This is a genomic window from Aestuariivivens sp. NBU2969 (genome assembly GCF_019931125.1).
GTDB classification, from domain to species: Bacteria; Bacteroidota; Bacteroidia; order Flavobacteriales; family Flavobacteriaceae; genus Aestuariivivens; species Aestuariivivens marinum.
In genome coordinates this window covers 156,443-182,719 of sequence record NZ_JAIOUU010000004.1, presented here as the reverse complement: position 1 = coordinate 182,719, position 26,277 = coordinate 156,443, and the positions used below count along the sequence as shown (strand labels likewise).

Genomic DNA, 26,277 nt, shown 5'->3' with positions numbered 1-26,277 from the left:
GGTATAACAGCTTAAAGAATATGAATTAAAACTCAATTGATGGCAAAAAGAATTGAATCTGTTGATATTTTAAGAGGGTTTGCTATAGCGGCAATGATTCTTGTAAACACACCGGGTAATTGGAGTCATGTTTATGCACCTTTGCTTCATGCTGAATGGCACGGACTTACACCAACAGATTTAATATTTCCCTTTTTTTTATTTATTGTTGGTATTTCCATACACTATGCATATAAAAATAAAGCTAAAGGTATGGCAACATATAAGAAAATAATTATTAGAAGCCTTAAGCTTATTGGTTTGGGATTATTTTTGAATTTATTTTTGCCATACTTTCCTTTTGTCAAAGATTTTGAAACGCTTCGGTTTTTTGGTGTGTTGCAACGTATTGGAATAGTATTTTTAATATCGGCTATTTTATATCTCAATTGCAACTGGAAAGCCTTAATGGGAATTGGGATTACTATTTTATTGGGTTATTGGTTGTTGTTTGGATTTTTACCTTTGCCTAACGGAGAGTTGCCAACTTTTGATAGAGCACCTAATAATTGGGCAAATTATTTAGACTTAAAAGTACTGGGTACACATATGTGGCAACCAGATTATGATCCTGAAGGGATTTTAAGCACACTTCCTGCAATTGTTACTTGTGTTTTAGGAATATTAGTTGGTAAAATTTTAAGTGTGTTTAAAAGCGCTAAAATATTGCTTTTAATGTCTGTTGTATTACTGGTTTTAGGTTATTTACTTAGTTTATGGTTTCCTGTAAATAAATCGATTTGGAGTAGCAGTTTTGTTTTGGTAACAAGTGGTTGGGGAACATTAATACTTAGTGTAATTTATTATGTAACTGATGAAAGGGGTATCAAATTTGGAAGTATATTTAAATATGTTGGCATGAACGCGATTATTATATATTTTCTGTCCAGTTTTATTTCTAAAACATTTTATTTGACAAAAATTGGAGACGAGAATATTCATTCTTTGATTTATAACAATTTTTTTGTTAATGATTTTATTAACGATAAATTATCATCTTTACTTTATGCTTTATGTGTCGTGATATTTTATTTGTTTTTAGCTTATGTATTGTATCGAAAGAAGATAATTATTAAAGTATGATACAAAAAAAGCGGAGTATTTACTCCGCTTTTTGTCATAATATTTTTTAATCAAAGTTTTAGTCGGCTAAAACGATAACTTTATTGTCTTTCATTTCAATGGTTCCAGAATTAATCTTCAATAAAGTGGTGTCTTTGTCACCTTTGGTAAATTTTTCCTGAACCTCTTCATCTAATTCAATAGCACCAAAAATTTTCACAACACCTTCTTTTAGCAAGGAGACAATAGGAGCGTGGTCTTTCAACATTTGGAATTCTCCATTAACCCCCGGTACGGCAACGCTTGTTACTTCTCCGCTAAATAAAGTCGCTTCTGGTGATACAATTTCTAAATACATAATTTTTTCAGTTTGCAGTCTGCAGTTTGCAGTTGCAGCCACTAAGGACTGGAGACTGATTACTGCAAACTAATTTTATGCCTCAGCTAACATTTTTTCTCCAGCTTCAATAGCATCTTCAATGGTTCCTTTTAAGTTGAAGGCTGCTTCTGGTAAGTGATCTAATTCACCATCCATAATCATATTAAAGCCTTTAATAGTGTCTTTAATATCAACCAATACACCTGGGATACCTGTAAACTGCTCAGCTACGTGGAAAGGCTGAGACAAGAAGCGTTGTACACGTCTTGCACGACCTACCGCTAACTTATCGTCTTCAGAAAGCTCTTCCATACCAAGAATCGCAATAATATCCTGCAATTCTTTGTAGCGTTGTAATAACTCTTTTACACGTTGCGCACAATTATAGTGGTCTGCGCCTAAAATATCGGCAGTTAAAATTCTTGAAGTAGAGTCTAACGGGTCTACTGCTGGATAAATACCAAGCTCGGCAATTTTACGAGATAATACCGTAGTTGCATCTAAGTGGGCAAAGGTTGTGGCAGGAGCAGGGTCTGTTAAGTCATCTGCGGGTACATAAACAGCCTGTACAGATGTAATAGATCCTTTTTTAGTGGATGTAATACGCTCTTGCATCGCACCCATCTCTGTTGCTAATGTAGGTTGGTAACCTACCGCAGAAGGCATACGGCCTAATAATGCAGATACCTCAGAACCAGCTTGTGTGAAACGGAAGATATTATCGACAAAGAACAATACGTCTTTTCCTTGTCCGTCACCAGCACCATCACGGAAATACTCAGCAATAGTCAATCCAGATAGGGCCACACGTGCACGAGCTCCTGGAGGCTCGTTCATCTGTCCGAATACAAACGTTGCCTTAGATTCTTTCATTTTAGACTTATCTACTTTAGATAAATCCCATCCGCCTTCTTCCATAGAGTGCATAAAATCTTCACCATAGCGAATAATTCCAGATTCCAACATTTCTCTTAAAAGGTCATTTCCTTCACGAGTTCTTTCACCCACACCAGCAAATACCGATAAACCACCATGACCTTTAGCAATATTGTTAATCAACTCCTGGATCAATACTGTTTTACCTACCCCGGCACCACCAAACAAACCAATTTTACCACCTTTAGCGTAAGGTTCGATAAGGTCGATTACTTTAATACCAGTAAATAAAACTTCGGTAGACGTTGACAAATCTTCAAATTTAGGAGCTGATCTGTGGATTGGTAAACCAGCTTCGCCAGCTTTAGGTAAATCACCTAGACCATCAATAGCATCTCCAATTACATTAAACAAACGTCCATAAACATCATCGCCAATAGGCATTTGAATAGGAGCACCAGTTGCTACAACTTCAGTTCCTCTACTTAAACCATCTGAAGAGTCCATGGCAATAGTACGAACAGTATCTTCACCAATGTGAGACTGTACTTCTAATACCAATACAGAACCATCAGGTCTTTTAATTTCTAATGAATCATAAATTTTTGGAAGCTCTGAACCAGCAGCGAATTCTACATCGATAACCGGACCTACTATCTGTGCAACTTTACCTGTAACTTTAGACATTACTTATCTGTTTAATATTATGCGATTTAATTGTTAGAAAACATGGTTTTGTTTTCGGCTGCAAATATATAGGTTTTAATTTAAAAAGAAAGTGGTTTTTTGAGCTTTTTTACAATAACAAAAACACCTCCAATCTGAAGGTGTTTTAGAATTATATTTTAAATATAAATTATTGCAAAGTATGTGAATAGTTAGTCGGGTAATCACCAATATTAATCATGTTTCCAGATTCGATAAAGTTCGATCCAAATTGAGCATCAATGGATTTCAGAAATTCATTAGCTAATAGTCCATACCCCCTTGCTGTTAAATGAATGCCATCCAATCCAATGGCGCCACCAGTAACTAAGTCCGATGTTAATGTGAAGTTACCAGATGTTAGGCCATCGGTTGAAAGTTTATATAAAAGATCTTTTAAATTTACTAAAGCCAGATTTTCATTTGAAGTAACAATACTTTCAATAGTGTTATTATAAGCATCTGTGGCGTCTTTTATTTCTTGCTGCTCTTCAGGTGTTAGCACCCATTGGTCTGCTAACGGTATGGCTACACCATTTACTGTTTGAGGGTTGCCAGGGATGGCTTCAGTACCAATAAAGGTGCTAGCTGATAATACAATTAAATCTTCAGTAGTAGCTTGTCTGTATTTTGGAAGAGCTGCAAATGCAGGGTTTATAGCTCCCAAATCTGTTAAGTTTTCATCCTCAATTACAACAGCGTTTTGACCAGCTTGAAAAGTTATTGTTCTTTTTAATGCTTCCTCCTCGGTAAATAAACCTAATCCACTTAGAGCTGCTAAGGCTTGTTGAATTCCCCCATTATATAGTGCATAAGCTTGATTAAGTACAGCTGCAGTACCGGCGTCCAATGGAATTGGGTTATGGGGCACTGTTGTGAAGTGAGGCAAATCTTCTATATATGGAACATTTGTTACCACGCCTTTCGCTCCTCCTGATGTAAGCATATTAACTGCTGTAGTAAAAGCAAAATTAAAGGTTTGCGAATCAGTAACAGATTTGGAACTGTCACCTCCCCAAAAAGCATAATCTATAACGTCATTTCCACCCATAAGAGTGAGGGTAAAGAAAGTAGGGTTTTGAGCTATTGCATCACCTATCATGGATGCATTAGGATTTGAAGCCATTCTAACAAAATAAGGATTGGCCGTGACTGGTGAAGAAAGTAATCCGGCTGGATTGCCATAGCCCTCAAAAATCATATGAAAGCTTTTTGCACCAGGTACACCAATATTCTGAAATGGTCCAGAAAGAGTATTAAAGACCTCTGTAGTAGGTGTTGCAGGCAACCTTACAGGACCTACTCCATTAAAAAACAGTCTTGGTCCAAACGATGGGTCAGGAGTACCACCAAAAACGAAGCCTCCAATATTATCATTCATCAGAGGTTGATTGAAAGTGCCCCCGCCTGCTTTAGCAAATTCTTTTGCCAGCATATTGGTAAACGAGTTTTCCTGACCTGCTTTAAATAAAGCACCATCTGTGTATCCTGCAGTAAAAGAAGCTCCAACAGCCACATACTTTGAAAAATCTACGGATCCTGATGATAAAACAGGCAATTCTGGAGAAGTAGTATCAATATTAAAGTCAGCAAGAACGTCTTCAGGGTCATTACAGGCAATAAGCCCAAAAAATAAAGCAATTAGCCAAGTATATTTTGTGTTTATATTATTCTTTTTCATCTTATAAGTTGTTAATTGTCCATGATATATAATACATTGAACCTAAAAAGCCAGTACCATAAGCTGTATAATATTCTTTTCCGGTTAAGTTAGTGCCACCAACCTTAAATATTGATTTTAAGCTAGGCACTGTTAAGTTAATCTGCGCATCTAAGACATGAAATTCGGGTATTACGCCGTCGCCAAAAGTGGCTTCCCAGTAATAATCATCACTAAATCTGTAAGCAACATTAAATCCAAAATTTTTAAATAATTCTGTATTTCCAAATGAAGCCTTAAATTTATGCTCTGGTGTATTGAAATTGGTTACAAAATCTGGATATGTGTCTCTATCAAAATCTAATTTAGCATAGGTGTAGCTACCACTTAAATCAAAATTACCCAACAGTTTGGCAGATAATCCAAGAGACGCTCCATATGAATTTACATCAGCTTCAGAGTTAGTGTAAATACCATAATCTACGTAGTCGTCATTTTTGATAGCTTCAATTGAATTACCATTGTCACCTACAATACCGTATAATGGTGCCACAACTCGATTTTGAGAAATAAAATCTTTGTAGCTATTGTAATAAGCACTAAAGTCTATCGTAAGATTGTTAATTTTTCCTCTATACCCAACCTCAGCAGAGGTTACTTGCTCAGGCTTTATAAGACTTGGATTAGCTATAGCTTCTGGATTATTCAGGATATCAATATTTCCAGTATCTTCATATTCTTGAACTGCGCTTCTAGTGTATGAATTGGTATAAGCTGCATCTCCAGTTTGCGTAATGATGGCTGGTTGCCCAAGATCTTGTTTAGCTGTCTCACTAACATTGTATGGTCTAGAATACCTATCCAAATTGTTAGGGGCCGAACCTATTAAAATATATGAGCTGGTGTCTAAACCTATAAACAAATCTTGTGTGGTAGGGTTTCTGAAACCGGTTTGAACAGAGGTTCTAATATTATGATCTTTATTGATAGTTAAGCCAGCAGATAACCTTGGAGACAAAAAGCCATCAAAAAATTCCGATTTATCATAACGAACTGATCCAGTTAGTTTTAAGTTCAAAGCATCATTTAACTCAATATTTTTTTGAATTTGGGTATAGATTCCAAACTCTGAATATTCAATAGGATTATCAAAATCTGTGTAAATTGTTCCGGAAGAGTTTAACTTGTATTTTCTATAAGAACCTCCTACCTGAATTTCGGCCCAATCGATTAAGTGACTAAAGTTATAATTTGCATCTGAATGGTAATATTTGGATGCGTCCTGAAACTTAGATCCAGTTGCTAAATTAGGGTCATTTATACTCCTATTGAACGCAGCTTGATATTCAGGAGAACCGGGGAGATAACGACCTGATTCAGCTTTTGCCCTTGCAGCGGCATGCGCTTGAGCATCGGTAGCTCCTCCCAATGTTGCTCCAACATATGTGCTTATATAGTCGCCAAACCAATCAGCATCACTTTTCCAAGCCCTGTTAATTTGTACAGCTGTCACTACCATATCATAAGAATCACCAGCTCTGTCAGAAACTACATATCCCCTAAAAAAGAAATTATTATTTTTCAATTCTAGTTTGTGCTGTTGTTGAAAGAACCCATCAATATAATACCTGTTACTACCTTGATAAATGGTGGAGCCTGTACCTACTTTGCCTACATACTGAATTTCAAAATCATTCGCCCATGGGCGGTAATATAACCCCCAATCAGATTTAATACTTTCAGCGTTATGATCGGTTAAATCAGCTTCATCATAACCCGTTCTACTTACATAGACATCTGGAATAAGAGGTCTAAAAGCGGCAGGGGCTTCTGATCTTATATTAGCAGAGGCAAGGTCTCCATAAACATTTACACCGTCATAGTTTATATTGTTTTCTCTAGTTCCTCCATTTGAATTTTTATCTACTTTGCTATTAGCTGCCCAATCGGTCCCTTTTAAGTAGCCAAAGTTAACTTTGACAGCAAATTTGTCATTAAACTTGTGCGCAGCCCTTAAACTATAGTCAAAATATTCATTGTCTCCTGCAGCTTTTTGAGATGTGATGCCTCTTTTAAGAGATGCACTAATACCGTGGTGGTCAAAAGGGTTTTTACTGCGCATAAATAAAATTCCATTAAATGCATTAGCACCATATAATGCTGATGAGGCTCCAGGCAACAATTCAACACTTTGCACATCGGTTTCTACCATACCCACTAGGTTTCCAATTGGAAAGTTTAGGGCAGGTGTAGAGTTATCCATACCATCAACCAGTTGCATAAAGCGGTTATTGGCAAAGGTGGCAAACCCTCTGGTGTTTACCGATCTAAAAGTTAAACTGTTGGTGTTTACATCAACACCTTTTAAGTTTTCAAGACCGCCGTAGAAATCGGTAGAAGCCGTAGTTTTAATATCTTTTATACCTAAGCGTTCTACTGTAACGGGCGATTCAAAAATACGCTCAGGAGTTCGAGAGGCAGAGATTACCACTTCATCTAATGAGGTCCCTTCCTTTAAAATAAAGTTAAGGGTTTGATTGTTTGAAGTCACTTCAATGGTTACTGTTTCAAAGCCAACGCTACTGGCTTGAACTGAGAATGGAGGATTTTGACTGTAGGTTAACGCAAAGTTACCATCAAAATCGGTTACTGTTCCAGTAGAAGTTCCAATAACAAGTATGTTTGCGCCAGGTATAGGTTGACCACTATCATCAACCACTGAACCACTAATTTTAGTTTGTGAAAATGTTATACCACTAAGAAATAACATTAAGATTGGGAGGAGTGTTTTCATTGGACCAATAATTAAAGTATGGATTATATCCAGTTTAAGTGTTAAAAATATGAAAAAATTATGCGTGCATATTAAAAATCGACAAAAATATTGTTAAAAATATATGCTTTTAATAATTTTTCTTTAAGGTTTTAATATCTGAACCTTTAACCAAAACTAGAGTTGTTCATTTTAAATACTATCCGAAAAATTATTTGAAAGATAAATTGGGATACTTTTTGAGGCTGTTTTAGCTGTTTTCATAAGTCATTTTAAAATTATTCCACAGTAACAGATTTTGCTAAATTTCTTGGCTGGTCTACATTTTTGCCTAACAATACAGCAATATGATATGATAAAAGTTGAAGCGGGATAGTTGTAATAAGAGGCGAAAATAGCTCTGAGCTTTCTGGAATTTCAATAATATGATCGGCCAATGCTCTAACTTGTGTATCACCTTTGGTGACTATGGCTATAATTTTACCTTTACGCGATTTAATTTCCTGAATATTACTTACCACTTTTTCATAATGTCCTTTTTTTGTAGCAATGACCACCACGGGCATGTTTTCGTCGATAAGGGCTATTGGACCATGTTTCATTTCGGCAGCAGGATAACCTTCGGCATGGATATACGAAATTTCTTTTAGTTTTAAAGCACCTTCTAATGCTACCGGGAAATTATATCCTCTTCCTAAATACAAACAATTTCTCGAGTTTTTATAAGTGTCTGCAATTATTTGTATATGTGCATCCAATTTAAGTGTTTGTTCAACTTTTTTAGGAATTCTTTCAAGTTCTAAAAGGAGTTCCAGAAATTCTAAATCGGTAATAGAGCCTTTTGTTTTGGCTAAACGAAGGGCTATAAGTGTTAGGACAGTAATTTGAGTAGTAAAGGCTTTAGTAGATGCTACCCCTATTTCTGGGCCAGCATGAGTGTAAGCTCCGGCATGGGTTTCCCTTGCTATTGATGAACCTACCACATTACATACACCAAAAACAAAAGCACCTTGAGACTTGGCTAGTTTAATGGCCGCAAGAGTATCGGCAGTTTCCCCCGACTGAGATATTGCAATAACCACATCACTTGCTGTTATTATAGGGTTTCGATATCTGAATTCTGAAGCATATTCAACCTCAACAGGTATCCTGGCCAAATCCTCAAAAATATATTCAGCAACTAGGCCAGCGTGCCAAGATGTGCCACAAGCGACTATAATTATACGATTGGCATTTAGGATTTTATCAAGATTGTCGTCGATGCCAGACATTTTTATAATTTCTTGATCAATATTTAACCTTCCCCGGTAAGTGTCATTTATGGCTTTAGGTTGCTCATGTATTTCTTTTAGCATAAAATGATCGTATCCTCCTTTTTCAATTTGCTCTAAACTAATTTTAAGCTCCTGAACGTATGGATCGACAAGAGAATCATCTATAATTCTTCTGATTTTTATGTCTTTATGCAGTCGTATAATGGCCATTTCTTCATCTTCGAGGTAAATGGCATTTTTAGTGTATTCTATAAAAGGAGAGGCGTCACTAGCAATAAAATATTCACTTTCTCCAACACCAACGGCCAGCGGGCTCCCTAGGCGTGCGATAACAATTTCATTGGGTTGTGTTTTGTCAAATACAGCTATTGCATAAGCGCCAACAATTTGATTAAGTGCAATTTGGACAGCTTTGCCAAGCTTCACATGTTCTTTTTGTTTAACGTCCTCTATTAGATTGACAAGAACTTCAGTGTCGGTTTGTGATTTAAAAGTGTAGCCTCTAGTACTTAACTCCTGTTTTAATGATTCGTAATTTTCGATGATACCATTGTGGATAATGACTAAATTACCAGAATTGGAAATATGAGGATGAGAATTAGCATCGTTTGGAATGCCATGTGTTGCCCAACGTGTATGACCAAGGCCAATATAGCCTTTTGGGTTAATTTGTTGATTTACTCGATTTTCTAAATCTGCTACTTTTCCTTTGGTTTTTGAGACTTTTAAATTAACGCCATCAAATAATGCGATACCCGCACTATCGTAACCACGGTATTCTAATCGTTTAAGACCTTCAGTTATAATCGGATAGGCTTCCCTATTTCCTAAGTATCCTACAATGCCACACATAAATATTAGATTCTAGTTATTTGAGAAAGCAAATATGCAAAATAAATACCTATATACGCAAAAATAATATCAATATTATCTTTAAGCCGATTTATTATGAATAAAAAACCCCAAGGCATTCCTTGGGGTTTTACTTGGGTATTTGTATGTATACTTAATGTTTAAGAAACCTTATTCTGGTTCGGAAAAATAAATTTCTAACTTTATTTTTTTATCATCAACAGTATTGCTTCCATATAAAACTGTTCCTCTTGAGGTTAGAAGTGTTGCTGCAGGGATATTCGAGACATCGTCTGTGGTATTCAAAATTTTAGCATTACTCGTGTAATTCACATTATTGGATATTGTTAGCCCTAATTTAGTATTGGTAGAATCTTTAAACACTAAGTTTTTTATGTGCTCAGTAATACGAATTTTATAACCAATTATTAGGGGGCTTGTTGATAATGTATCCCTTTTACCAAGATGAACAATTTTTGATGATACAGGGGAAACCGTATTTTCTGAAGGATCAAAACTGTAATCTATTAATGGTATGTTGTTTTTTACATCGTAAACATAAAGCCTGTCATAAGTATGGTCATCACCAACTGTTAAGGCTTGGTCTTCAAGTATAACCAAATGGGCTTCGTTAATTAGTCTTGTAGGATTACCGTCGTCTCTAAATTCATTTCTCAAATCTATTAAGGCATCAGGGACATCCTGATTAGGGTCGTAAGTGTAATCGTTACCAAATAAATCGATAACAGCCATAGAACCAGCGGCACCTTTTAAATAGAGTGTTTGGTCCCCCTCGGAGTTGTTACCATCAGCCAATAGTGCAGGAGCAATACTAAAATCGTTTATTAGCGTGTTAAGTTTTATGCCATTAAAGTTAAAAGCATAAGTAGCCTGTATCCTTGGATCACCATCTGAAATTGGATCTTTTGAATAATAAATGGTAATTGTAGCATTGGATGACCCTAAGTTTAAAAGTGTCATGCTGCCAAGATCTTCTTTAGGCTCTGCTTTAATGTATAAGCCTCTAAAATAGTTTTTAAAATTATTGACGTTGCTAAGTTCACTGCCGTCTTGCTTAGCAAAAATATGATCTTCCCAGAATGTATTATCAGGGTTGTATAAATCAATTCTTAAAGCAGGAGCAGCGTAAGAAAGAGAGGCTTCTTCCCCTTCACCAGTTAATGTAACAATTGGGTTGCTAGATGGGATAAACGCACTGTCTACAGCTATTAGCTGATCCTTATAGGAGTCAAAATTAACTTCACTGTTTTCTGTAACAATAAAATTTTCAGTATTATTTGAAGTGTTCTCGGCAAAAGAAAAATAACTTTGCGTTTCTTGGTTCTGAGTATTTGGATTAAAATCCCTTAAAAAATAATTATTACGATAAATGGATAAAATTATTTTGTCATTACCATATAAAGAATCCTGTTCATTAATAACATATTTAGTATTTCCATCATCGTCAACACCATTCTCTCTACTAAAATAAGGGATGTTTAGTATAACAGAATCTATAACTGGATTGTCGCCAAAATCAGGGTTGTAAAAAGTAGGTGTAATTTGTGAAACAATACTAGCTGTTGTTTGTCCATAAACGGGATCGTTATAAACACCCAATAGATTCGCATTTAGTCCGTTAACCTGAACATTTTTTAATTTTTTATTATAGGCAAGTAATGCTCCAATATTAATCTTATTAGTGTTAAAATTGGCATTATCCTTGCCTAGCACATCACTATCTATGGAGCTAAAGTCTTTGTCGCAAGCAATAAAGGATGTAATAATAAATACAAGAATGAATAAGGGGTTTAGGGCTTTATATGTTTTTTCCATATGATTTTTACGAATTTTTCGGGTCTAGATTACAACTTCAGCATTAAGGAAAGTTGTGTAGGCCTCACCAAACTCATCTTTACTTTTGTGTTCCAGTACAGGTTTTTTCGAATCTTTTAGGTAAGTATCCAAGGTGTTTGGAATGGTTTCAGAACCAACTATCAATGCATCTGAATAGTCTATAGCTACCTTCATTAAGTTATTATAGGTCGGTTCTTCAAGTGGTTTGATTGCATTATCATCAATATTGTCAAATTTAATCTTGTCAAACATGTCTTTGTTTAACGTATCATCAAAACTTTGATTGTATATTGAGGTAACAATTTTGCTTTCATTAAATAAAGGTTCATCTTTATAGTACTCCTTTAAATATAAAGGCAATAAAGAGGCCAGCCACCCATGAACATGAATAACATCTGGAGACCAGTTTAATTTTTTAACGGTTTCTATAACACCTTTGGCAAAGAAAATGGCACGTTCATCATTATCAGAAAACAATTTTCCATCTTCGTCTGTCAATGTGGCCTTTCTTTTAAAATATTCATCGTTATCTATAAAATAAACTTGTATACGCTCTTTAGGAATTGAAGCCACCTTTATAATAAGAGGCATATCCAAATCATTAATTACCAAATTTATTCCAGAAAGTCTAATTACCTCGTGTAACTGATGTCTTCTTTCATTAATATTACCATATCTGGGCATAAAAATGCGAATTTGTCCACCTTGCTGGTTCACCAGCCTTGGGGCTTCAAACGACATTGAAGAAATTTCGGTTTCGGGTAAATAAGGTACTACTTCAGATGATACATACAATATCCTCTTATCTTTCATAAACAGTTCGCTTTTGAAGATTCAAAATAAAAAACACGCAAAAGTACAAAAATTTATGCAGATTGGCTGTAAAATCTTAAGTTTGCACGCGTTAATTTTTTATTAAAAGTGCAGGTTTATCAAGAAAAAAAACAAATTAAGGCTGAAATAGAACAGCTCAAATCCAAACAGATTACTATTGGTTTTGTTCCAACCATGGGCGCGTTGCACCAAGGACATTTGACTTTGGTAAAAGAAGCCTTGGAAAATAATGGCAAAGTTGTGGTAAGTATTTTTGTTAATCCAACACAATTTAATAATACCACCGATTTAGAAAAATATCCAAGAAATTTAGATAGTGATCTTGCATTACTTGAAACTGTAAGCAAGAATGATATTTTGGTATATGCGCCAACGGTAGAAGATATTTATGAGGGTAACGCAGTATCTCAAAGTTTCGATTTTGATGGTTTGGAACAAGAGATGGAAGGTAAATTTAGACCAGGCCATTTTAATGGTGTTGGTACAGTTGTTAAACGATTATTTGAGATTGTAAAACCTGATAACGCCTATTTTGGGAAAAAGGATTTTCAACAATTGGCAATCATAAAAAAAATGGTTGATAAATATCAAATTCCGGTGAATATCGTTGGCTGTAAAATATATCGGGAAACAAATGGTTTGGCAATGAGTTCCCGTAATACTAGGTTAACCAAAGAACAACAGGAAGCAGCGCCTTTTATTTATAAAACTTTAATAACTGCCAAAAGACAATTTGGCACAAAAAGTGCTAATAAAGTGATACAATGGGCTGAGAAACAGTTTGCTAACCATAAGGTGTTTAAGTTGGAGTATTTTATTATAGCAGACGTAGAGACCTTAAAGCCTATAAAAAGAAAATCAAAGAAAAGAACATATAGAGCTTTTATAGCTGTATTTATAGATGATATTAGACTAATAGATAATATCGCACTAAATTAATTATCTTTGCCACATGCAAGTTCAAGTAGTAAAATCTAAGATTCATAGAGTTAAATGTACTGGAGCAGACCTTAATTACATTGGTAGTATTACTATTGATGAGGACTTAATGGATGCTGCCAACATTATACAAGGAGAGAAAGTCCAGATAGTTAATAACGATAATGGGGAACGTCTTGAAACCTATGTTATTCCCGGACCAAGAAAGAGTGGGGAAATCACGCTTAACGGTGCGGCTGCGAGAAAGGTTTCAGTAGGTGACACTTTAATTTTAATAACTTACGCTATTATGGATTTTGAAGTAGCCAAAACGTTTAAGCCTTCTTTGGTTTTTCCTGATGAAGCTACTAACCTGCTAAGATAAATGTTTAGGGACGCTGGGATAATGACCTAACCTAGTACTATAAATATTTTACTTGCAAGGTTTGAAAATCATGAAACATCCATGATTAAATTTTATCACATAGCGGTATGATAATTTGTATATTCTATGTGACCATAAAAAAATAGGTGTTAACACATGAAACTGACCATAAAAAAAATACTTAAGATTATGCTCCCATTATTACTGGGAGTTTTTTTGGTCTGGTATTCTCTAAATGACGTTCCGTTATCTAAAATATTGGAATATTGGAAAGCTTCCGGTAAAAACTGGATTTTGTTGGGGGTGTTTCTCGGTCTATTAAGTCATTTGTCGCGAGCGTATCGGTGGCGTTTTCAATTGGAACCTATGGGATACCAAGTTAGACTAGGCAATAGTATTATGGCAGTATTTGCCACCTATTTAATTAATTATACTATTCCTAGGGCTGGAGAAGTGGCTAGGGCCTCTATTTTAACCAACTATGAAGACGTACCTTTTGAAAAAGGTTTTGGTACCATTGTGGCCGAACGTATAGCGGATTTGTTGGTAATGCTTGGAATTATCATCATAACACTGTTTTTGCAATTCGACTTTATTTATGCTTTCCTAATGGAAAGGTTTAATCCCGAAAAAATTATAATGGCTTTAGGATTAATAATAATTGTTCTTTTGTTTTTCACATTATATGTAAGAAAAAGTGATTCTAAAATTGCAGTAAAAATCAAGCATTTTACAAGTGGTTTAGTTGAAGGAGCACTAAGCATTTTTAAAATGAAAAAAAAGTGGGCATTCATTTTCCATACCTTATTTATATGGGGGATGTATGTGCTTATGTTTTATGTTACCTCATTTGCAGTTCCAGAATTGCATGGTGTGCCTTTTGGAGCCATTTTAATAGGGTTTATATCAGCTAGTTTTAGTATTGCAGCTACTAATGGCGGTATAGGATTATATCCTTTAGCGGTCTATGGAGCCTTTTCGATCTTCGGAATTGATAAAGACCCCAGTTACGCATTTGGTTGGATTATGTGGGCATCACAAACTTTTATGATTATTTTATTGGGAGGGGTGTCCTTAATTTATCTTCCTGTTTTTAATAGAAAACAGTCTTAAGTAAAACCAAGACTTCTTTTTTTAAACTAGTCTTAATTTCTTACCTTGCTCCTATAATCTCAAATCATGTATAAGGATGAATCGATCTATCTTTTATGTTTTAATATTTTTTTTTGTATTTAGTACTGCACATGCCCAAGTCACTTACGAAACCATAGAATCTTCAAGGTTGGGGGAATCCCGTCAGCTTAAAATACAGTTGCCTCGAGGCTATAAGAATAATGAGGATAAAGCCTATCCCATTTTTATTGTTTTGGATGGGGATTATTTGTTTGAAGCGGTTGCGGGAAATGTTGATTATTATTCCTATTGGGAAGACATGCCCGAAGCTATAGTTGTTGGGGTAAACCAGTTGGATAAACGTTATGACGATTGCATGTACTCTGAACAAAACTCACTGCCCATTGAAACTGGGGCTGCGTTTTTCGAATTTATTGGTATGGAGCTCTTGCCTTATATTGAAAACAAATACCGAACGGTTAATTTTAGGACAGTTGTTGGACATGGTGAAACCGCCAATTTTATTAATTATTACCTGTTGAAACCACAACCTTTGTTTCAGGCCTATGTGGTGGTTAGTCCAGAGTTGGCGCCAAATATGTTAGATTATGTGCCCGAGCGCTTGGCTGAACTTGAATCTAAAACCTTTTATTATTTGGCTAACACCAAAAACGACTCCAAATCCATCAAGGACATGACCCAGGCATTGGATGCCAGTATAAAGACCATAGAAAGTAAAAATGTATTCTATAGGTTTGATAGTTTTGAAAATCCCTCACACTATTCGGTGCCAGCGCACGCGATTCCACGAGCGTTGGAAAGCATCTTTTTTGTGTACCAACCCATTTCCAAAAAAGAATACCAAGACACCATACTTAAGTTAGACGAATCGCCAGTAGCCTATCTCCAAGAGAAATATCAAACCATTAGCGATTTGTTTGCCATAGACAAACAAATATTAATTAATGATTTTAAGGCCATAGCAGCCGCTATTGAGAAGAATGAACAGTTTGAGTATTACGAAGAATTGGGTAAAATAGCACGAAAACACTACCCAGAAACCATGTTGGGCAATTACTATTTGGCTCGGTTTTATGAAGAAACAGGGGAGCCCAAAAAAGCGATGCGTACCTATCAGTCAGCTTACATCTTAGAGGAAATAGCAGGGATAACAAAAGATTTGGTGTTGGAGAAGTCTGATGCTATTAAAGCAGATTTTGGGTATTGATTTTGGGTTATTGGGCTAATAGTTAATAGTAGTTGGCAAATGTTTGAAACATATCTATAGTTAATGAGTAACGAGGCTTTAAAAGAAAAGTTAGAAGAATTCATAAAATTATTTGAATCTGAAAGTGACGAAGTAAAAAGGCAGGTAAATTTTAATTCAACATTGAATATTGGAAATCAGCTATTAAAATTTCATCATAATAGAGAATCAGAAAAATATAAAGCTTTGATTGGCGAATATATTGACGAATTAAAAACGACTGATTTGCCAACAGGAAAAATAACCCAACTAGAATTATATAATAAATATATTCTTAAGGCAGGACGTTATTTAATCTATGAAAGGGATTTTAGACATAAAGGATCCAACAAAATAAAATATATAGTATTTGGAATTGTTCTAGACTTTTTGATTTATTATTTTTTCAAATCAAAACTTTCATTCTATTTACCAATTTTCACTTTGATTTTTGCTTTTCTTGGAAATACAAGAACAAAAAAAATGATAGCTAACAAAAAAGTTTTTGGACGAGGATATTAAAAAAATTTAGAGTAATGTATGCGATTATGATAAATTTGATATTATTCATATAAATAAGAGCAAACTCCTAATAACTCAATAACAAATAACTACCCATGGCCAAAATAAAAACCGTTTTTTTCTGTCAGAGTTGTGGCACGCAATATGCCAAATGGCAAGGCCAGTGCAATGCCTGTAAGGAATGGAATACCATTGTTGAGGAACTTATCCAAAAACCAGAAAAAAGCGATTGGAAATCACCAACATCTAACACTAAACGAGTGGCAGTCCCTTTGAGAATTAATGATATTGATACTTCAAAAGAACCTCGATTGGATACCTTCGATGCGGAGTTTAATCGCGTGTTGGGCGGCGGTATTGTGCCAGGGTCATTAACCTTATTGGGAGGTGAACCAGGTATTGGTAAAAGCACCTTACTGCTTCAAATTGCTTTAAAACTGCCCTATAAAACCCTTTATGTTTCGGGAGAGGAAAGTCAGAAACAAATAAAAATGCGGGCAGAGCGTATCCATTCAAGTAATACCAATTGCTACATTTTAACCGAAACAAAAACACAACATATTTTTAGGCAAATAGAGGAGTTAGAACCCGATATTGTGGTTATCGATTCCATTCAAACCTTGCATAGCGACTATATAGAATCCTCTTCGGGAAGCATTTCACAAATTAAGGAGTGTACCACTGAGCTCATAAAATTTGCAAAGGAAACGGCAACACCAGTGTTGTTAATTGGTCATATTACTAAAGATGGGAATATAGCGGGACCTAAAATTTTGGAGCATATGGTCGATACCGTCTTGCAATTTGAAGGCGATCGTAACCATGTGTTCCGTATTTTAAGGGCTCATAAAAATCGATTTGGCTCAACAAACGAATTGGGCATTTACGAAATGCAGGGATCTGGATTACGGGAGGTATCCAATCCGTCAGAGCTTTTAATTTCCCAAAAAGATGAAGAGTTGTCGGGAAATGCCATTGCGGGAACCTTGGAAGGCATGCGTCCACTTATGATAGAAGTTCAGGCCTTGGTAAGTACTGCAGTTTATGGCACGCCACAACGTTCGGCAACCGGCTTTAATGCCAAGCGCTTGAATATGCTTCTGGCTGTTTTAGAAAAACGGGCAGGCTTTCGTTTGGGAGCAAAAGATGTGTTTTTAAACATAACAGGAGGTATTACCGTAGATGATCCTGCTATAGATTTAGCTGTTGTTGCAGCGATATTATCATCTAATGAAGACGAGCCGCTTCAAAAGGATATTTGCTTTGCAGCCGAGGTAGGCTTATCAGGAGAAATTCGCCCGGTGCAACGTGTGGAACAACGTATCCTTGAAGCTGAAAAATTAGGCTTTTCAACCATTTTTGTATCCAAATACAATAAAATTTCCCTGAAAAACACGAAAATCAAATTCCAATTGGTTTCCAAAATTGAGGATTTGGTGGATTTTATTGTTTAATACCGTAAAGTTGTCAACCTAAACGGTCGCTAAGGATCTCGAAGCGTGTTTCAGGGTCTTAACACTGCTTTAATATGGATGCTGAAACAAGTTCAGCATGACAATGGATATAAAGTGGTTTTCCATACGGTCTATTTTATCAAAAATCCTTATTTTCGCGCATCGAAAAGAAATATGATATAATGAGCGCTAAATTTCCTGAATATAAAGGACTTGACCTTCCAAAAGTGGCCGAAGAGATTCTAAGCTATTGGCAGGATAATAACATATTTGAGAAAAGTATAACCTCACGTGAAGGACAGGAGTCGTACGTTTTTTTTGAAGGCCCACCATCTGCAAATGGATTGCCAGGGATTCACCACGTTATGGCGCGTGCTATTAAAGATATTTTTTGTCGTTATAAAACCCAAAAAGGCTTTCAGGTAAAACGTAAAGCAGGCTGGGATACACATGGGTTACCTATTGAACTTGGTGTTGAGAAAGAATTGGGTATTACCAAAGAGGATATAGGAAAAACCATTTCGGTTGAGGATTATAATGCCGCTTGTCGTAAAGCTGTGATGCGTTACACCGATATTTGGAATGATCTTACCCAAAAAATGGGCTATTGGGTTGATATGGACGATCCGTACATTACTTACGAGCCTAAGTACATGGAAAGTGTTTGGTGGTTGTTAAAGCAGATTTACAACAAAAAACTTTTGTACAAAGGCTACACCATTCAGCCCTATTCACCAAAGGCAGGAACGGGGTTAAGCTCGCATGAGTTGAATCAGCCCGGAACCTATCAGGACGTGACCGATACCACAGTGGTGGCCCAATTTAAAGCCATTTCGGACACTTTACCTAGTTTTTTACAAAATGAAGGTGATATCCATTTTTTAGCTTGGACGACTACACCTTGGACCTTACCAAGTAATACGGCATTGACTATTGGACCTAAAATTGATTATGTACTGGTTAAGACCTTCAATCAATATACTTTTGAACCAATAAATGTGATACTTGCCAAGAAATTGGTGAATTACCAATTTTCAGGAAAGTTTAATCAGGTAGAAGATGCATCTGAATTGTTAGGGTATAATTCAAACGATAAAAAAATCCCGTTTTATGTCTTAAAAGAGTTTCTTGGAAAGGACTTGGTAGGCATCAAATACGAACAGTTATTGCCTTATGCACTGCCTAACGATAATCCTGAACATGCATTTCGGGTGATTTCTGGAGATTTCGTAACTACCGAAGATGGTACAGGAATTGTACACACTGCACCTACCTTTGGTGCCGACGATGCCTTGGTAGCCAAGCAAGCCGTGCCAGAAGTGCCGGCTATGTTGGTAAAAGATGAGAATGGTAATTTAGTGCCATTGGTGGATTTACAAGGTAAGTTTAGACCAGAAATGGGAGAGTTTGCTGGTAAGTATGTGAAGAATGAATATTACAATGACGGTGAAGCACCAGAACGTTCGGTTGATGTTGAGCTTGCCATCAAACTAAAAGAAGAAAACAAAGCCTTTAAGGTTGAGAAATACAAACACAGCTATCCGAACTGTTGGCGAACCGATAAACCAATCTTATACTATCCTCTAGATTCATGGTTTATTAAAGTCACAGATGTAAGGGATCGTATGTTTGAACTTAATGAAACCATCAACTGGAAGCCAAAAGCGACAGGAACAGGACGATTTGGTAACTGGTTAGCCAATGCCAATGATTGGAACTTGTCACGCTCAAGATATTGGGGTATTCCATTACCTATTTGGAGAACCGAAGATGGTAAAGAAGTCAAATGTATTGGTTCTGTAGAAGAGTTAAAGGCTGAAATGGCAAAAGCTGTGGAAGCAGGTGTTTTAGATAAGGACATTTTTGGAGATTTTGAAGCTGGTAACATGTCTGATGAGAACTACGCTAAAATAGATTTACATAAAAACATAGTCGATCAAATTGTTCTTGTGTCCGATAGCGGCCAGCCTATGAAAAGGGAAAGTGACTTGATAGATGTTTGGTTCGATTCTGGCTCTATGCCCTATGCTCAATGGCACTATCCGTTCGAAAACAAAGAACTGATTGATAAAGGAACTACTTATCCGGCCAACTTCATTGCTGAAGGCGTCGATCAAACCCGTGGGTGGTTCTATACACTTCATGCCATTGGTACTATGGTGTTCGACTCCGTGGCCTATAAAAATGTAGTGTCCAACGGATTGGTATTGGATAAAAACGGACAAAAAATGTCCAAGCGTTTGGGTAATGCCGTCGATCCGTTTGAAACATTGGGTAATTATGGGGCAGATGCTACGCGCTGGTACATGATTTCAAACGCCAATCCGTGGGATAATCTTAAGTTTGACATCGAAGGTGTAGAGGAAGTTAAGCGTAAGTTCTTCGGAACCCTTTACAATACCTATTCGTTTTTCTCTTTGTATACCAATTTGGATGGTTTCAATTACAGTGAAGCCGATATTGCTATAGAAGAACGCCCTGAATTAGATCGTTGGATCCTTTCAGAATTACATACCCTAGTTAAAAAAGTGGATGCTTTTTATGCCGATTATGAACCAACTAAGGCAGCACGGGCTATTTCAGATTTTACACAAGATTACTTAAGTAACTGGTATGTACGTTTAAGTAGAAGACGTTTTTGGAAAGGCGATTACCAACAAGATAAAATTTCGGCTTATCAAACGCTTTATACCTGTATGGTTACCATAGCGAAACTAGGTGCGCCAATAGCACCATTCTTCATGGATAGGCTATACCTAGATTTAAACGCCGTAACCAAAAAGGAACCGTTTGAAAGTGTACATTTGGCGCATTTCCCAACTTACAATGCTACTTATGTAGATAAGCCTTTGGAACGTAAAATGGAAAGCGCCCAAACAATATCTTCGTTGGTATTGTCGTTAAGGGCTAAAGAAAAGATTAAGGTACGCCAACCGCTTCAAAAAATTATGATTCCTATTGATAGCAAACAGCAAAAGGAAGAAATTGCAGCGGTTTCAAACTTAATAAAGCATGAAGTGAATGTTAAGGAAATTGAACTCCTTGAAGATGCTTCAGATATTTTGGTGAAACAAATAAAGCCAAACTTTAAAGTGCTTGGCCCACGATTTGGAAAGGATATGAAGGCCATTGCCAATGCCGTAATTAACTTTACTGCAGAAGATATTAACAAAATAGAACAAAATGGCAAGTTAGATGTTGCCATTAATGGAAAAAATATTACATTAGAACGCACAGATGTAGAAATTACATCGCAAGATATTGAAGGTTGGTTAGTGGCGAACGAAGGTTCTTTAACGGTAGCTTTAGATGTGACCATTACAGACGAATTGCGTAAAGAAGGCATTGCGAGGGAATTGGTTAATCGTATTCAAAACTTACGAAAAGATTCAGGTTTTGAAGTAACCGATAGAATTGATGTGATGCTTCAAAAAGACGAGCAAATTGTTAATGCAGTTGAAACTAACATCGATTATATTAAAACAGAAACATTAACTGAAGAATTAGAAATTAGAGATACTATAAATGAAGGTATTGAAGTTGCTTTTGATGATGTAAATACCAAATTATTTATTCAAAAACATTAGAAATTATGTCAGAAAGTGTAAGATATTCAGATAAAGATTTAGCCGAGTTCAAAGCGTTAATCCAAGATAAAATTAAAAAGGCGCAGCACGATCTTGAACTTATTAAAAGTGCTTATATGAACGATCATAACAATGGTACAGACGATACGTCGCCTACATTTAAAGCTTTTGATGAAGGTAGCGAAGTAATGAGTAAGGAGTCGAATTCACAATTAGCCATTCGTCAGGAAAAATTTATTCGCGATTTAAAAAATGCTTTGATTAGAATAGAGAATAAAACCTATGGTGTGTGTCGTGTTACTGGAAAGCTTATTAATAAGGAGCGTTTAAAATTAGTGCCGCATGCCACCTTAAGCATTGAAGCAAAAAACATGCAATAGTTTATTTAAAATGATATATTTTCTCTGTAAAAACTTAAATTTACAGGGTAATCACTTTTTAGCACATGATTTTTTTAATTTGAAAAATGACGTATAATAAACTAAAAAAATCATGTACTTTTGAAACGTCTCTTTGTTGAGACGTTTTTTATTTAAGTAATAGCTAATGTCACCTCAAGTACTTCGTCTGCGCTCAGTACAGGCTCCGTCTAAAGGTCTTTAGAAAATCTTATGTCACTAAAAAAATCTATCATAATCATTATCCTTATTTTATTGGTCGACCAAATCAGTAAAATATATGTAAAGACCCATTTTATACTAGGGGAAGATGTGCCTGTTTTTAACTGGTTTAAAATTTATTTTATAGAAAATGACGGTATGGCATGGGGAACAAAAATTAGTGATTTTGTTTCTTTTATTTCAGATAGAACAGCAAAAATTGTATTGTCACTATTTCGTGTTGTGGCCATATTTGGTATTGGGTATTGGTTATGCAGTGCCATAAAAAAGCAAAGTCCTAAAGTGCTTATACTGGCCATCGCTTTTATTTTTGCTGGAGCCTTAGGTAATATTATAGATTCTGTTTTTTATGGGGTCTTCTTTAGTGATAGTCATGGTCAAGTAGCTAGCTTTTTTCCGCAAACAGGTGGTTACGATACCCTATTTCATGGTAAGGTTGTAGATATGCTCTATTTCCCATTGTATAAAGGTTATTTGCCAGAATGGTTACCATTTTATGGAGGACAATTTTTTACCTTTTTTGAGCCTGTCTTTAATATTGCCGATGTAGCTATTAGCACAGGCTTTGTTATGCTTATTGTGTTCAATAAAAAGGCGTTTTCAAAAAAGTAACCCAAATCTTTATTTAGTAAGTATTTTTTTACCTCATTTATGTTTGTTAATTTTAATTTTCAATAAGATGTGTATAAAAATTATTAGTTAATGAAAATTAAAATTTCTTTCCTGATATTCATAGTATTTGTCAATTTTTGCTTTTCACAAAACACTTTTGATATTATTTTTCCAAAAACCGATGTTGAGCGCAATCAAAAGTGCCAACGTTGTGTCCAAATGTTTCAACAAAAGCCTAAGGAAGTTTATTTTTCAATTGAACGTGAGCGGAACAACCTCTATTTTAAAATAACAGATAAGAACTGGTTTCTTAACTTTTTTAAAAATCCAACAGATGGCATGGCGATTGATGTTATTGATAAAAACCGGTATGATTGTGCGAACGATACTATTGTAAATGAGCAAATAAGGGCATGCTGCTTAAGCCTATTTATGCACAAAGGCTTAAAAGTGGATTGAAGGAAGACGGTGATGCTTATTTTAGGGTTTTTGTTGGTAAGCTGCCGGATACCTATTTAAAAAGGGAATTAGAATACAACATTCTTTTCCTTAATAATAAAACCTTTTGCCGCTACCAAACCATTTACAATTTGGAATCTTATCCTTGGGAGTTGTTGGATATGGGCATGTATCTCGATTCTTTAACTTTTAGTACAAAAAAGATAACCACCGTTAAGGAAGGCTATGTTTTAAAGCAAAAAACTTTGGTGTTTACAATCCCATTTAAAAAAAATAAGGCCGATTATTCACCTGAAGATATTAAACCTTTGTATGATTCTTTAAGGTTAACTGATTTTAATATCAAAACCATAACCATCCGCGCCTATGCTTCGGTGGAGGGAACTTTGGAGCGAAACAAAGAGCTGCAAACCAAACGAGCTGCCAGTATAGCTAAAGCGCTTCAATCATTTCAAGAGCCTACAGTAGTGACAAATATTCAGGCAAGTGAAAACTGGGTGGAATTTTTAAATGATATTTCAGAATCCAAGTATTCTTACATAAAAAAATTGAATAAGGCTGAAGTCAAAAACCGTTTAGCCAGTGGTCTTTCAGAAGAATTAGAACCCTATTTGAAAAACCATCGAAAAGCGGTTATAAAATTAGAATTAGAACGGAAAGATAATTATAAGGATATCTCTGAAGAAGCATTGATTCTGCGATTCAATAAAGCTTTAAATGAAGATGAATTGGAACAAGCTACAGAAATTCAAAATGCCATTTTTGAAAGAATTAAACGCAATAATATTTCGCCAGATTTATTACATAAAATGAATATTCCAAAACAAGAGCGCTTTGTTAAGATATTCAATAAAAATTCGGCATTTCGTTTTATGAGGGATATCCGTGAGGGCCTCATTGTTCATAATGAATTGAAGGAATTGGAAAAATTGGCGCCTAAAGACCCCAAACTAAAATATAATATCGTGGCTACAACCTTTCCCATTTGGCGTTACAATTGGATGAAAATTAATGAATTGGATTTTGAAAAGCAGATAAAGAATCTAAGAAATTATGGTATCCATGCATCTTTGATAGATAGAATGCTTGTAAATTTCCACATTGTGAAAGCTGAAAAATATATGCAGAAAAGAAATTATGGAGCTAAAGATAAATCGATTGATTTCATAAAAGCACATTACAACAATTTCACGTTATCAGATTTTGATTATCTCAGTCTAGCTCAATTTTTAACCTATTATTCAAAATCGGAAGATGCAGTAGGTTTACTTAGTGCTAAAGCACGTAGTATTGATATTAATGTGGATTTGCTCTTTTATTATTTAAACCTCACATTGGTCGACAAAGCATTAACCAAAGACGAAGATTACAGAACAATTATGCTGAATGCTATCAACATGAACAAGGAAAGATATTGTAAATTGTTTAACAATAAAGAAAAAGGGGGCGTAACATTTCAATTATTGGAAAATGAATACTTAAGGAAGACCTATTGTGAAAACTGTAATGACTAAAACCTATAAACGCGCTCTGGCGTCACACAATAATCCAGCTTAATATCGCCCTCATAAACCCCTTCAATGCGGTCTTCAGCTTTAAAAAAGGAAAGGCCTACTTTTAAGGTGTTTGGTTTACAGTTAATTAAAAAATTATCATAAAACCCTTTTCCGTAACCAACTCGATGGCCATTCTTATCGAAAGCTAAAAGCGGGACAAAAACAACATCTATTTTTTTGTTGTCAATTTCAATCCCATCAATAGGTTCAGGAATACCCCATGAATTTTTACTAAGTACAGTATTATCGGTTAGCAAATAATTAGTAAGTGTATTGGTTTTAAAATTACTTTTAGAAACTACAATATTTTTATCTTTTCCTGAGAGGATATTTAAAATATAATCAGTATTGATTTCCTTGTGCTCTATAATTGAAAGAAAAATATGGTAAAAAGAATAGTCCCAAATAGGTAGTTTTAAAAGTTGGTTCGCGATGGCTAAACTAAAATCTTCTATGTCGTTTGGAGTTAAATTATGGCGAAAGGTTTTATATTTTTTTCTTAACTCAGCTTTAGTCATGTATTATCGTTTTAGTTTGGTGGTAATATGAAAAAGGGCATCACCTTGGTAAACTATAGGAGATTCGTTAATGTTAATTATATAACCAGAATTTAAAGCCCTAACAAAAAAATTAAACTTACCGTAGGGGTCAGTTATATTACCAATAATATCTTCCTTTTTAACTTTTGAACCAATTGCAACAGAGGTCTTAAACATGCCTGAATATTTCGCGCGTTGCCACTTACTCTCGGTTATAAAAATACAGTCCTTTTTAGGTTTTGTAGATTTAAAAACTGTTTTCAGCATACCTAAATGTTTTAAAATACGTTTTGAACCGTTTATCCCAGAATTAGTAATTGTCTCATCAATATGAAACGATTTGCCGCCTTCGAAAAGTAACATAGGTTTGCCCAATTTGTTGCATGTTGCTCTAAAGGATTTTGATAAATTTTTGGAGTATAGGACAAAAGGTGCGCCAAAAATTTTAGCTAATATTTCAAGGTCTTTTTTGTCTTTAGAACATCTTAGCTGAGGGGCATTGAACCTTCCCGAGCCACCCGTATGGAAATCAATAATTAAATCGGCATGGGGGACAACTTCATTAATTAGTTTAAAAGCCACTCTGCTGGCCAAAGATCCATTTGGACTACCTGGAAAAACCCGATTTAGGTCACGGCCATCGGGAAATTCTCGCTTTAAATTAATGAATCCAAAAATATTAATGATGGGCATACATATGATAGTGCCAATTTTAGGGTTGTTAATGCCTTTAGCAATAAGTTGACGTATAATTTCAACCCCATTAACTTCGTCGCCATGAATACCAGCTGTAAACAATACAGTAGGACCAGGTTTCTTGGAGCGCTCAATAATAACAGGGACGTTTACAGGTGATGAGGTGTGTAGGTTGGCAACACTAAAATTCACTTCTTTACTTTCACCGGGCTTTATCCTTTCGTTAAGTATAAAAAGTAGATTACTTTCTGTGCTCATA

General features: G+C 35.5%; 21 protein-coding genes. 12 read left to right on the top strand and 9 right to left on the bottom strand.

Annotated features, from left to right (window positions below; all coding sequences use genetic code 11):
- Positions 1–39 precede the first annotated feature (39 nt).
- Positions 40–1,122 carry an acyltransferase family protein gene (locus K7G79_RS05135; protein ID WP_223549814.1) on the top strand — a complete coding sequence of 361 codons (1,083 nt, stop codon included), beginning with the start codon at positions 40–42 and terminating at the stop codon, positions 1,120–1,122.
- Positions 1,123–1,180: 58 nt separating this feature from the next.
- On the opposite strand, the gene K7G79_RS05130 is transcribed toward K7G79_RS05135, so the two are convergent.
- The 7 genes from K7G79_RS05130 to K7G79_RS05100 all read right to left on the bottom strand — a co-directional run bounded on the left by K7G79_RS05130 (position 1,181) and on the right by K7G79_RS05100 (position 12,290).
- Positions 1,181–1,459, bottom strand: a complete 279-nt coding sequence (locus K7G79_RS05130) for a F0F1 ATP synthase subunit epsilon (RefSeq protein ID WP_223549812.1) — start codon at positions 1,457–1,459, stop codon at positions 1,181–1,183.
- 75 nt (positions 1,460–1,534) lie between these two features.
- Positions 1,535–3,043 (bottom strand): F0F1 ATP synthase subunit beta, encoded by a 1,509-nt coding sequence (atpD, locus tag K7G79_RS05125; RefSeq protein ID WP_223549810.1) that lies wholly within the window; start codon positions 3,041–3,043, stop codon positions 1,535–1,537.
- A gap of 169 nt (positions 3,044–3,212) precedes the next feature.
- Positions 3,213–4,742 carry a G-D-S-L family lipolytic protein gene (locus tag K7G79_RS05120; RefSeq protein ID WP_223549808.1) on the bottom strand — a complete coding sequence of 510 codons (1,530 nt, stop codon included), beginning with the start codon at positions 4,740–4,742 and terminating at the stop codon, positions 3,213–3,215.
- A 1-nt stretch (position 4,743) separates the two neighbouring features.
- Positions 4,744–7,515 (bottom strand): TonB-dependent receptor domain-containing protein, encoded by a 2,772-nt coding sequence (locus K7G79_RS05115; protein ID WP_223549806.1) that lies wholly within the window; start codon positions 7,513–7,515, stop codon positions 4,744–4,746.
- Between the two features lie 257 nt (positions 7,516–7,772).
- A complete protein-coding gene (gene glmS, locus K7G79_RS05110; protein ID WP_223549804.1) occupies positions 7,773–9,620 on the bottom strand; it encodes a glutamine--fructose-6-phosphate transaminase (isomerizing) in 1,848 nt (615 codons plus the stop codon).
- Between the two features lie 171 nt (positions 9,621–9,791).
- A complete protein-coding gene (locus K7G79_RS05105; protein ID WP_223549802.1) occupies positions 9,792–11,456 on the bottom strand; it encodes a DUF4270 domain-containing protein in 1,665 nt (554 codons plus the stop codon).
- A gap of 24 nt (positions 11,457–11,480) precedes the next feature.
- Positions 11,481–12,290, bottom strand: a complete 810-nt coding sequence (locus K7G79_RS05100; RefSeq protein ID WP_223549799.1) for a glycogen/starch synthase — start codon at positions 12,288–12,290, stop codon at positions 11,481–11,483.
- A gap of 108 nt (positions 12,291–12,398) precedes the next feature.
- Here K7G79_RS05100 and panC point away from each other — a divergent pair, with 108 nt between their 5' ends.
- The 11 genes from panC to K7G79_RS05045 all read left to right on the top strand — a co-directional run bounded on the left by panC (position 12,399) and on the right by K7G79_RS05045 (position 24,741).
- The gene (gene panC / locus K7G79_RS05095) at positions 12,399–13,250 is read left to right on the top strand and encodes a pantoate--beta-alanine ligase (protein WP_223549797.1); all 852 of its coding nucleotides are present in this window, start codon (positions 12,399–12,401) and stop codon (positions 13,248–13,250) included.
- 13 nt (positions 13,251–13,263) lie between these two features.
- Positions 13,264–13,614, top strand: coding sequence for an aspartate 1-decarboxylase (gene panD / locus K7G79_RS05090; RefSeq protein ID WP_223549795.1), 351 nt, complete (start codon positions 13,264–13,266; stop codon positions 13,612–13,614).
- Between the two features lie 156 nt (positions 13,615–13,770).
- Positions 13,771–14,727 carry a lysylphosphatidylglycerol synthase transmembrane domain-containing protein gene (locus K7G79_RS05085; protein ID WP_223549793.1) on the top strand — a complete coding sequence of 319 codons (957 nt, stop codon included), beginning with the start codon at positions 13,771–13,773 and terminating at the stop codon, positions 14,725–14,727.
- A 76-nt stretch (positions 14,728–14,803) separates the two neighbouring features.
- Entirely contained in the window at positions 14,804–15,955 is a 1,152-nt protein-coding gene (locus tag K7G79_RS05080) for an alpha/beta hydrolase (RefSeq protein ID WP_223549792.1), read from the top strand.
- A gap of 63 nt (positions 15,956–16,018) precedes the next feature.
- Positions 16,019–16,495, top strand: a complete 477-nt coding sequence (locus tag K7G79_RS05075; RefSeq protein ID WP_223549790.1) for a hypothetical protein — start codon at positions 16,019–16,021, stop codon at positions 16,493–16,495.
- Between the two features lie 95 nt (positions 16,496–16,590).
- Positions 16,591–17,949 carry a DNA repair protein RadA gene (gene radA, locus K7G79_RS05070; protein WP_223549788.1) on the top strand — a complete coding sequence of 453 codons (1,359 nt, stop codon included), beginning with the start codon at positions 16,591–16,593 and terminating at the stop codon, positions 17,947–17,949.
- A gap of 182 nt (positions 17,950–18,131) precedes the next feature.
- Positions 18,132–21,536, top strand: a complete 3,405-nt coding sequence (ileS, locus tag K7G79_RS05065) for an isoleucine--tRNA ligase (protein WP_223549786.1) — start codon at positions 18,132–18,134, stop codon at positions 21,534–21,536.
- A 5-nt stretch (positions 21,537–21,541) separates the two neighbouring features.
- Entirely contained in the window at positions 21,542–21,916 is a 375-nt protein-coding gene (locus K7G79_RS05060; protein ID WP_223549784.1) for a TraR/DksA C4-type zinc finger protein, read from the top strand.
- A 231-nt stretch (positions 21,917–22,147) separates the two neighbouring features.
- Entirely contained in the window at positions 22,148–22,768 is a 621-nt protein-coding gene (locus K7G79_RS05055) for a lipoprotein signal peptidase (protein ID WP_223549782.1), read from the top strand.
- A gap of 90 nt (positions 22,769–22,858) precedes the next feature.
- Positions 22,859–23,227 (top strand): hypothetical protein, encoded by a 369-nt coding sequence (locus K7G79_RS05050; RefSeq protein WP_223549780.1) that lies wholly within the window; start codon positions 22,859–22,861, stop codon positions 23,225–23,227.
- Positions 23,182–24,741, top strand: a complete 1,560-nt coding sequence (locus K7G79_RS05045) for a hypothetical protein (protein WP_223549778.1) — start codon at positions 23,182–23,184, stop codon at positions 24,739–24,741. The genes K7G79_RS05050 and K7G79_RS05045 overlap by 46 nt, the downstream gene beginning before the upstream one ends.
- On the opposite strand, the gene K7G79_RS05040 is transcribed toward K7G79_RS05045, so the two are convergent.
- Both K7G79_RS05040 and K7G79_RS05035 read right to left on the bottom strand, forming a co-directional pair.
- The gene (locus tag K7G79_RS05040; RefSeq protein WP_223549776.1) at positions 24,738–25,301 is read right to left on the bottom strand and encodes a 5-formyltetrahydrofolate cyclo-ligase; all 564 of its coding nucleotides are present in this window, start codon (positions 25,299–25,301) and stop codon (positions 24,738–24,740) included. The genes K7G79_RS05045 and K7G79_RS05040 overlap by 4 nt on opposite strands.
- A gap of 3 nt (positions 25,302–25,304) precedes the next feature.
- On the bottom strand, positions 25,305–26,276 hold the full coding sequence (locus K7G79_RS05035; RefSeq protein WP_223549774.1) for a succinylglutamate desuccinylase/aspartoacylase family protein: 972 nt from the start codon (positions 26,274–26,276) through the stop codon (positions 25,305–25,307).
- Position 26,277: the final 1 nt, after the last annotated feature.

Coding starts and splice junctions, on each gene's coding strand:
- K7G79_RS05135 (WP_223549814.1), top strand. CDS start 40: ATGGCAAAAAGAATTGAATCTGTTGATATTTTAAGAGGGTTTGCTATA.
- K7G79_RS05130 (WP_223549812.1), bottom strand. CDS start 1,459: ATGTATTTAGAAATTGTATCACCAGAAGCGACTTTATTTAGCGGAGAA.
- atpD (WP_223549810.1), bottom strand. CDS start 3,043: ATGTCTAAAGTTACAGGTAAAGTTGCACAGATAGTAGGTCCGGTTATC.
- K7G79_RS05120 (WP_223549808.1), bottom strand. CDS start 4,742: ATGAAAAAGAATAATATAAACACAAAATATACTTGGCTAATTGCTTTA.
- K7G79_RS05115 (WP_223549806.1), bottom strand. CDS start 7,515: ATGAAAACACTCCTCCCAATCTTAATGTTATTTCTTAGTGGTATAACA.
- glmS (WP_223549804.1), bottom strand. CDS start 9,620: ATGTGTGGCATTGTAGGATACTTAGGAAATAGGGAAGCCTATCCGATT.
- K7G79_RS05105 (WP_223549802.1), bottom strand. CDS start 11,456: ATGGAAAAAACATATAAAGCCCTAAACCCCTTATTCATTCTTGTATTT.
- K7G79_RS05100 (WP_223549799.1), bottom strand. CDS start 12,290: ATGAAAGATAAGAGGATATTGTATGTATCATCTGAAGTAGTACCTTAT.
- panD (WP_223549795.1), top strand. CDS start 13,264: ATGCAAGTTCAAGTAGTAAAATCTAAGATTCATAGAGTTAAATGTACT.
- K7G79_RS05085 (WP_223549793.1), top strand. CDS start 13,771: ATGAAACTGACCATAAAAAAAATACTTAAGATTATGCTCCCATTATTA.
- K7G79_RS05080 (WP_223549792.1), top strand. CDS start 14,804: ATGAATCGATCTATCTTTTATGTTTTAATATTTTTTTTTGTATTTAGT.
- K7G79_RS05075 (WP_223549790.1), top strand. CDS start 16,019: ATGAGTAACGAGGCTTTAAAAGAAAAGTTAGAAGAATTCATAAAATTA.
- radA (WP_223549788.1), top strand. CDS start 16,591: ATGGCCAAAATAAAAACCGTTTTTTTCTGTCAGAGTTGTGGCACGCAA.
- ileS (WP_223549786.1), top strand. CDS start 18,132: ATGAGCGCTAAATTTCCTGAATATAAAGGACTTGACCTTCCAAAAGTG.
- K7G79_RS05060 (WP_223549784.1), top strand. CDS start 21,542: ATGTCAGAAAGTGTAAGATATTCAGATAAAGATTTAGCCGAGTTCAAA.
- K7G79_RS05055 (WP_223549782.1), top strand. CDS start 22,148: ATGTCACTAAAAAAATCTATCATAATCATTATCCTTATTTTATTGGTC.
- K7G79_RS05050 (WP_223549780.1), top strand. CDS start 22,859: ATGAAAATTAAAATTTCTTTCCTGATATTCATAGTATTTGTCAATTTT.
- K7G79_RS05045 (WP_223549778.1), top strand. CDS start 23,182: ATGCTGCTTAAGCCTATTTATGCACAAAGGCTTAAAAGTGGATTGAAG.
- K7G79_RS05040 (WP_223549776.1), bottom strand. CDS start 25,301: ATGACTAAAGCTGAGTTAAGAAAAAAATATAAAACCTTTCGCCATAAT.
- K7G79_RS05035 (WP_223549774.1), bottom strand. CDS start 26,276: ATGAGCACAGAAAGTAATCTACTTTTTATACTTAACGAAAGGATAAAG.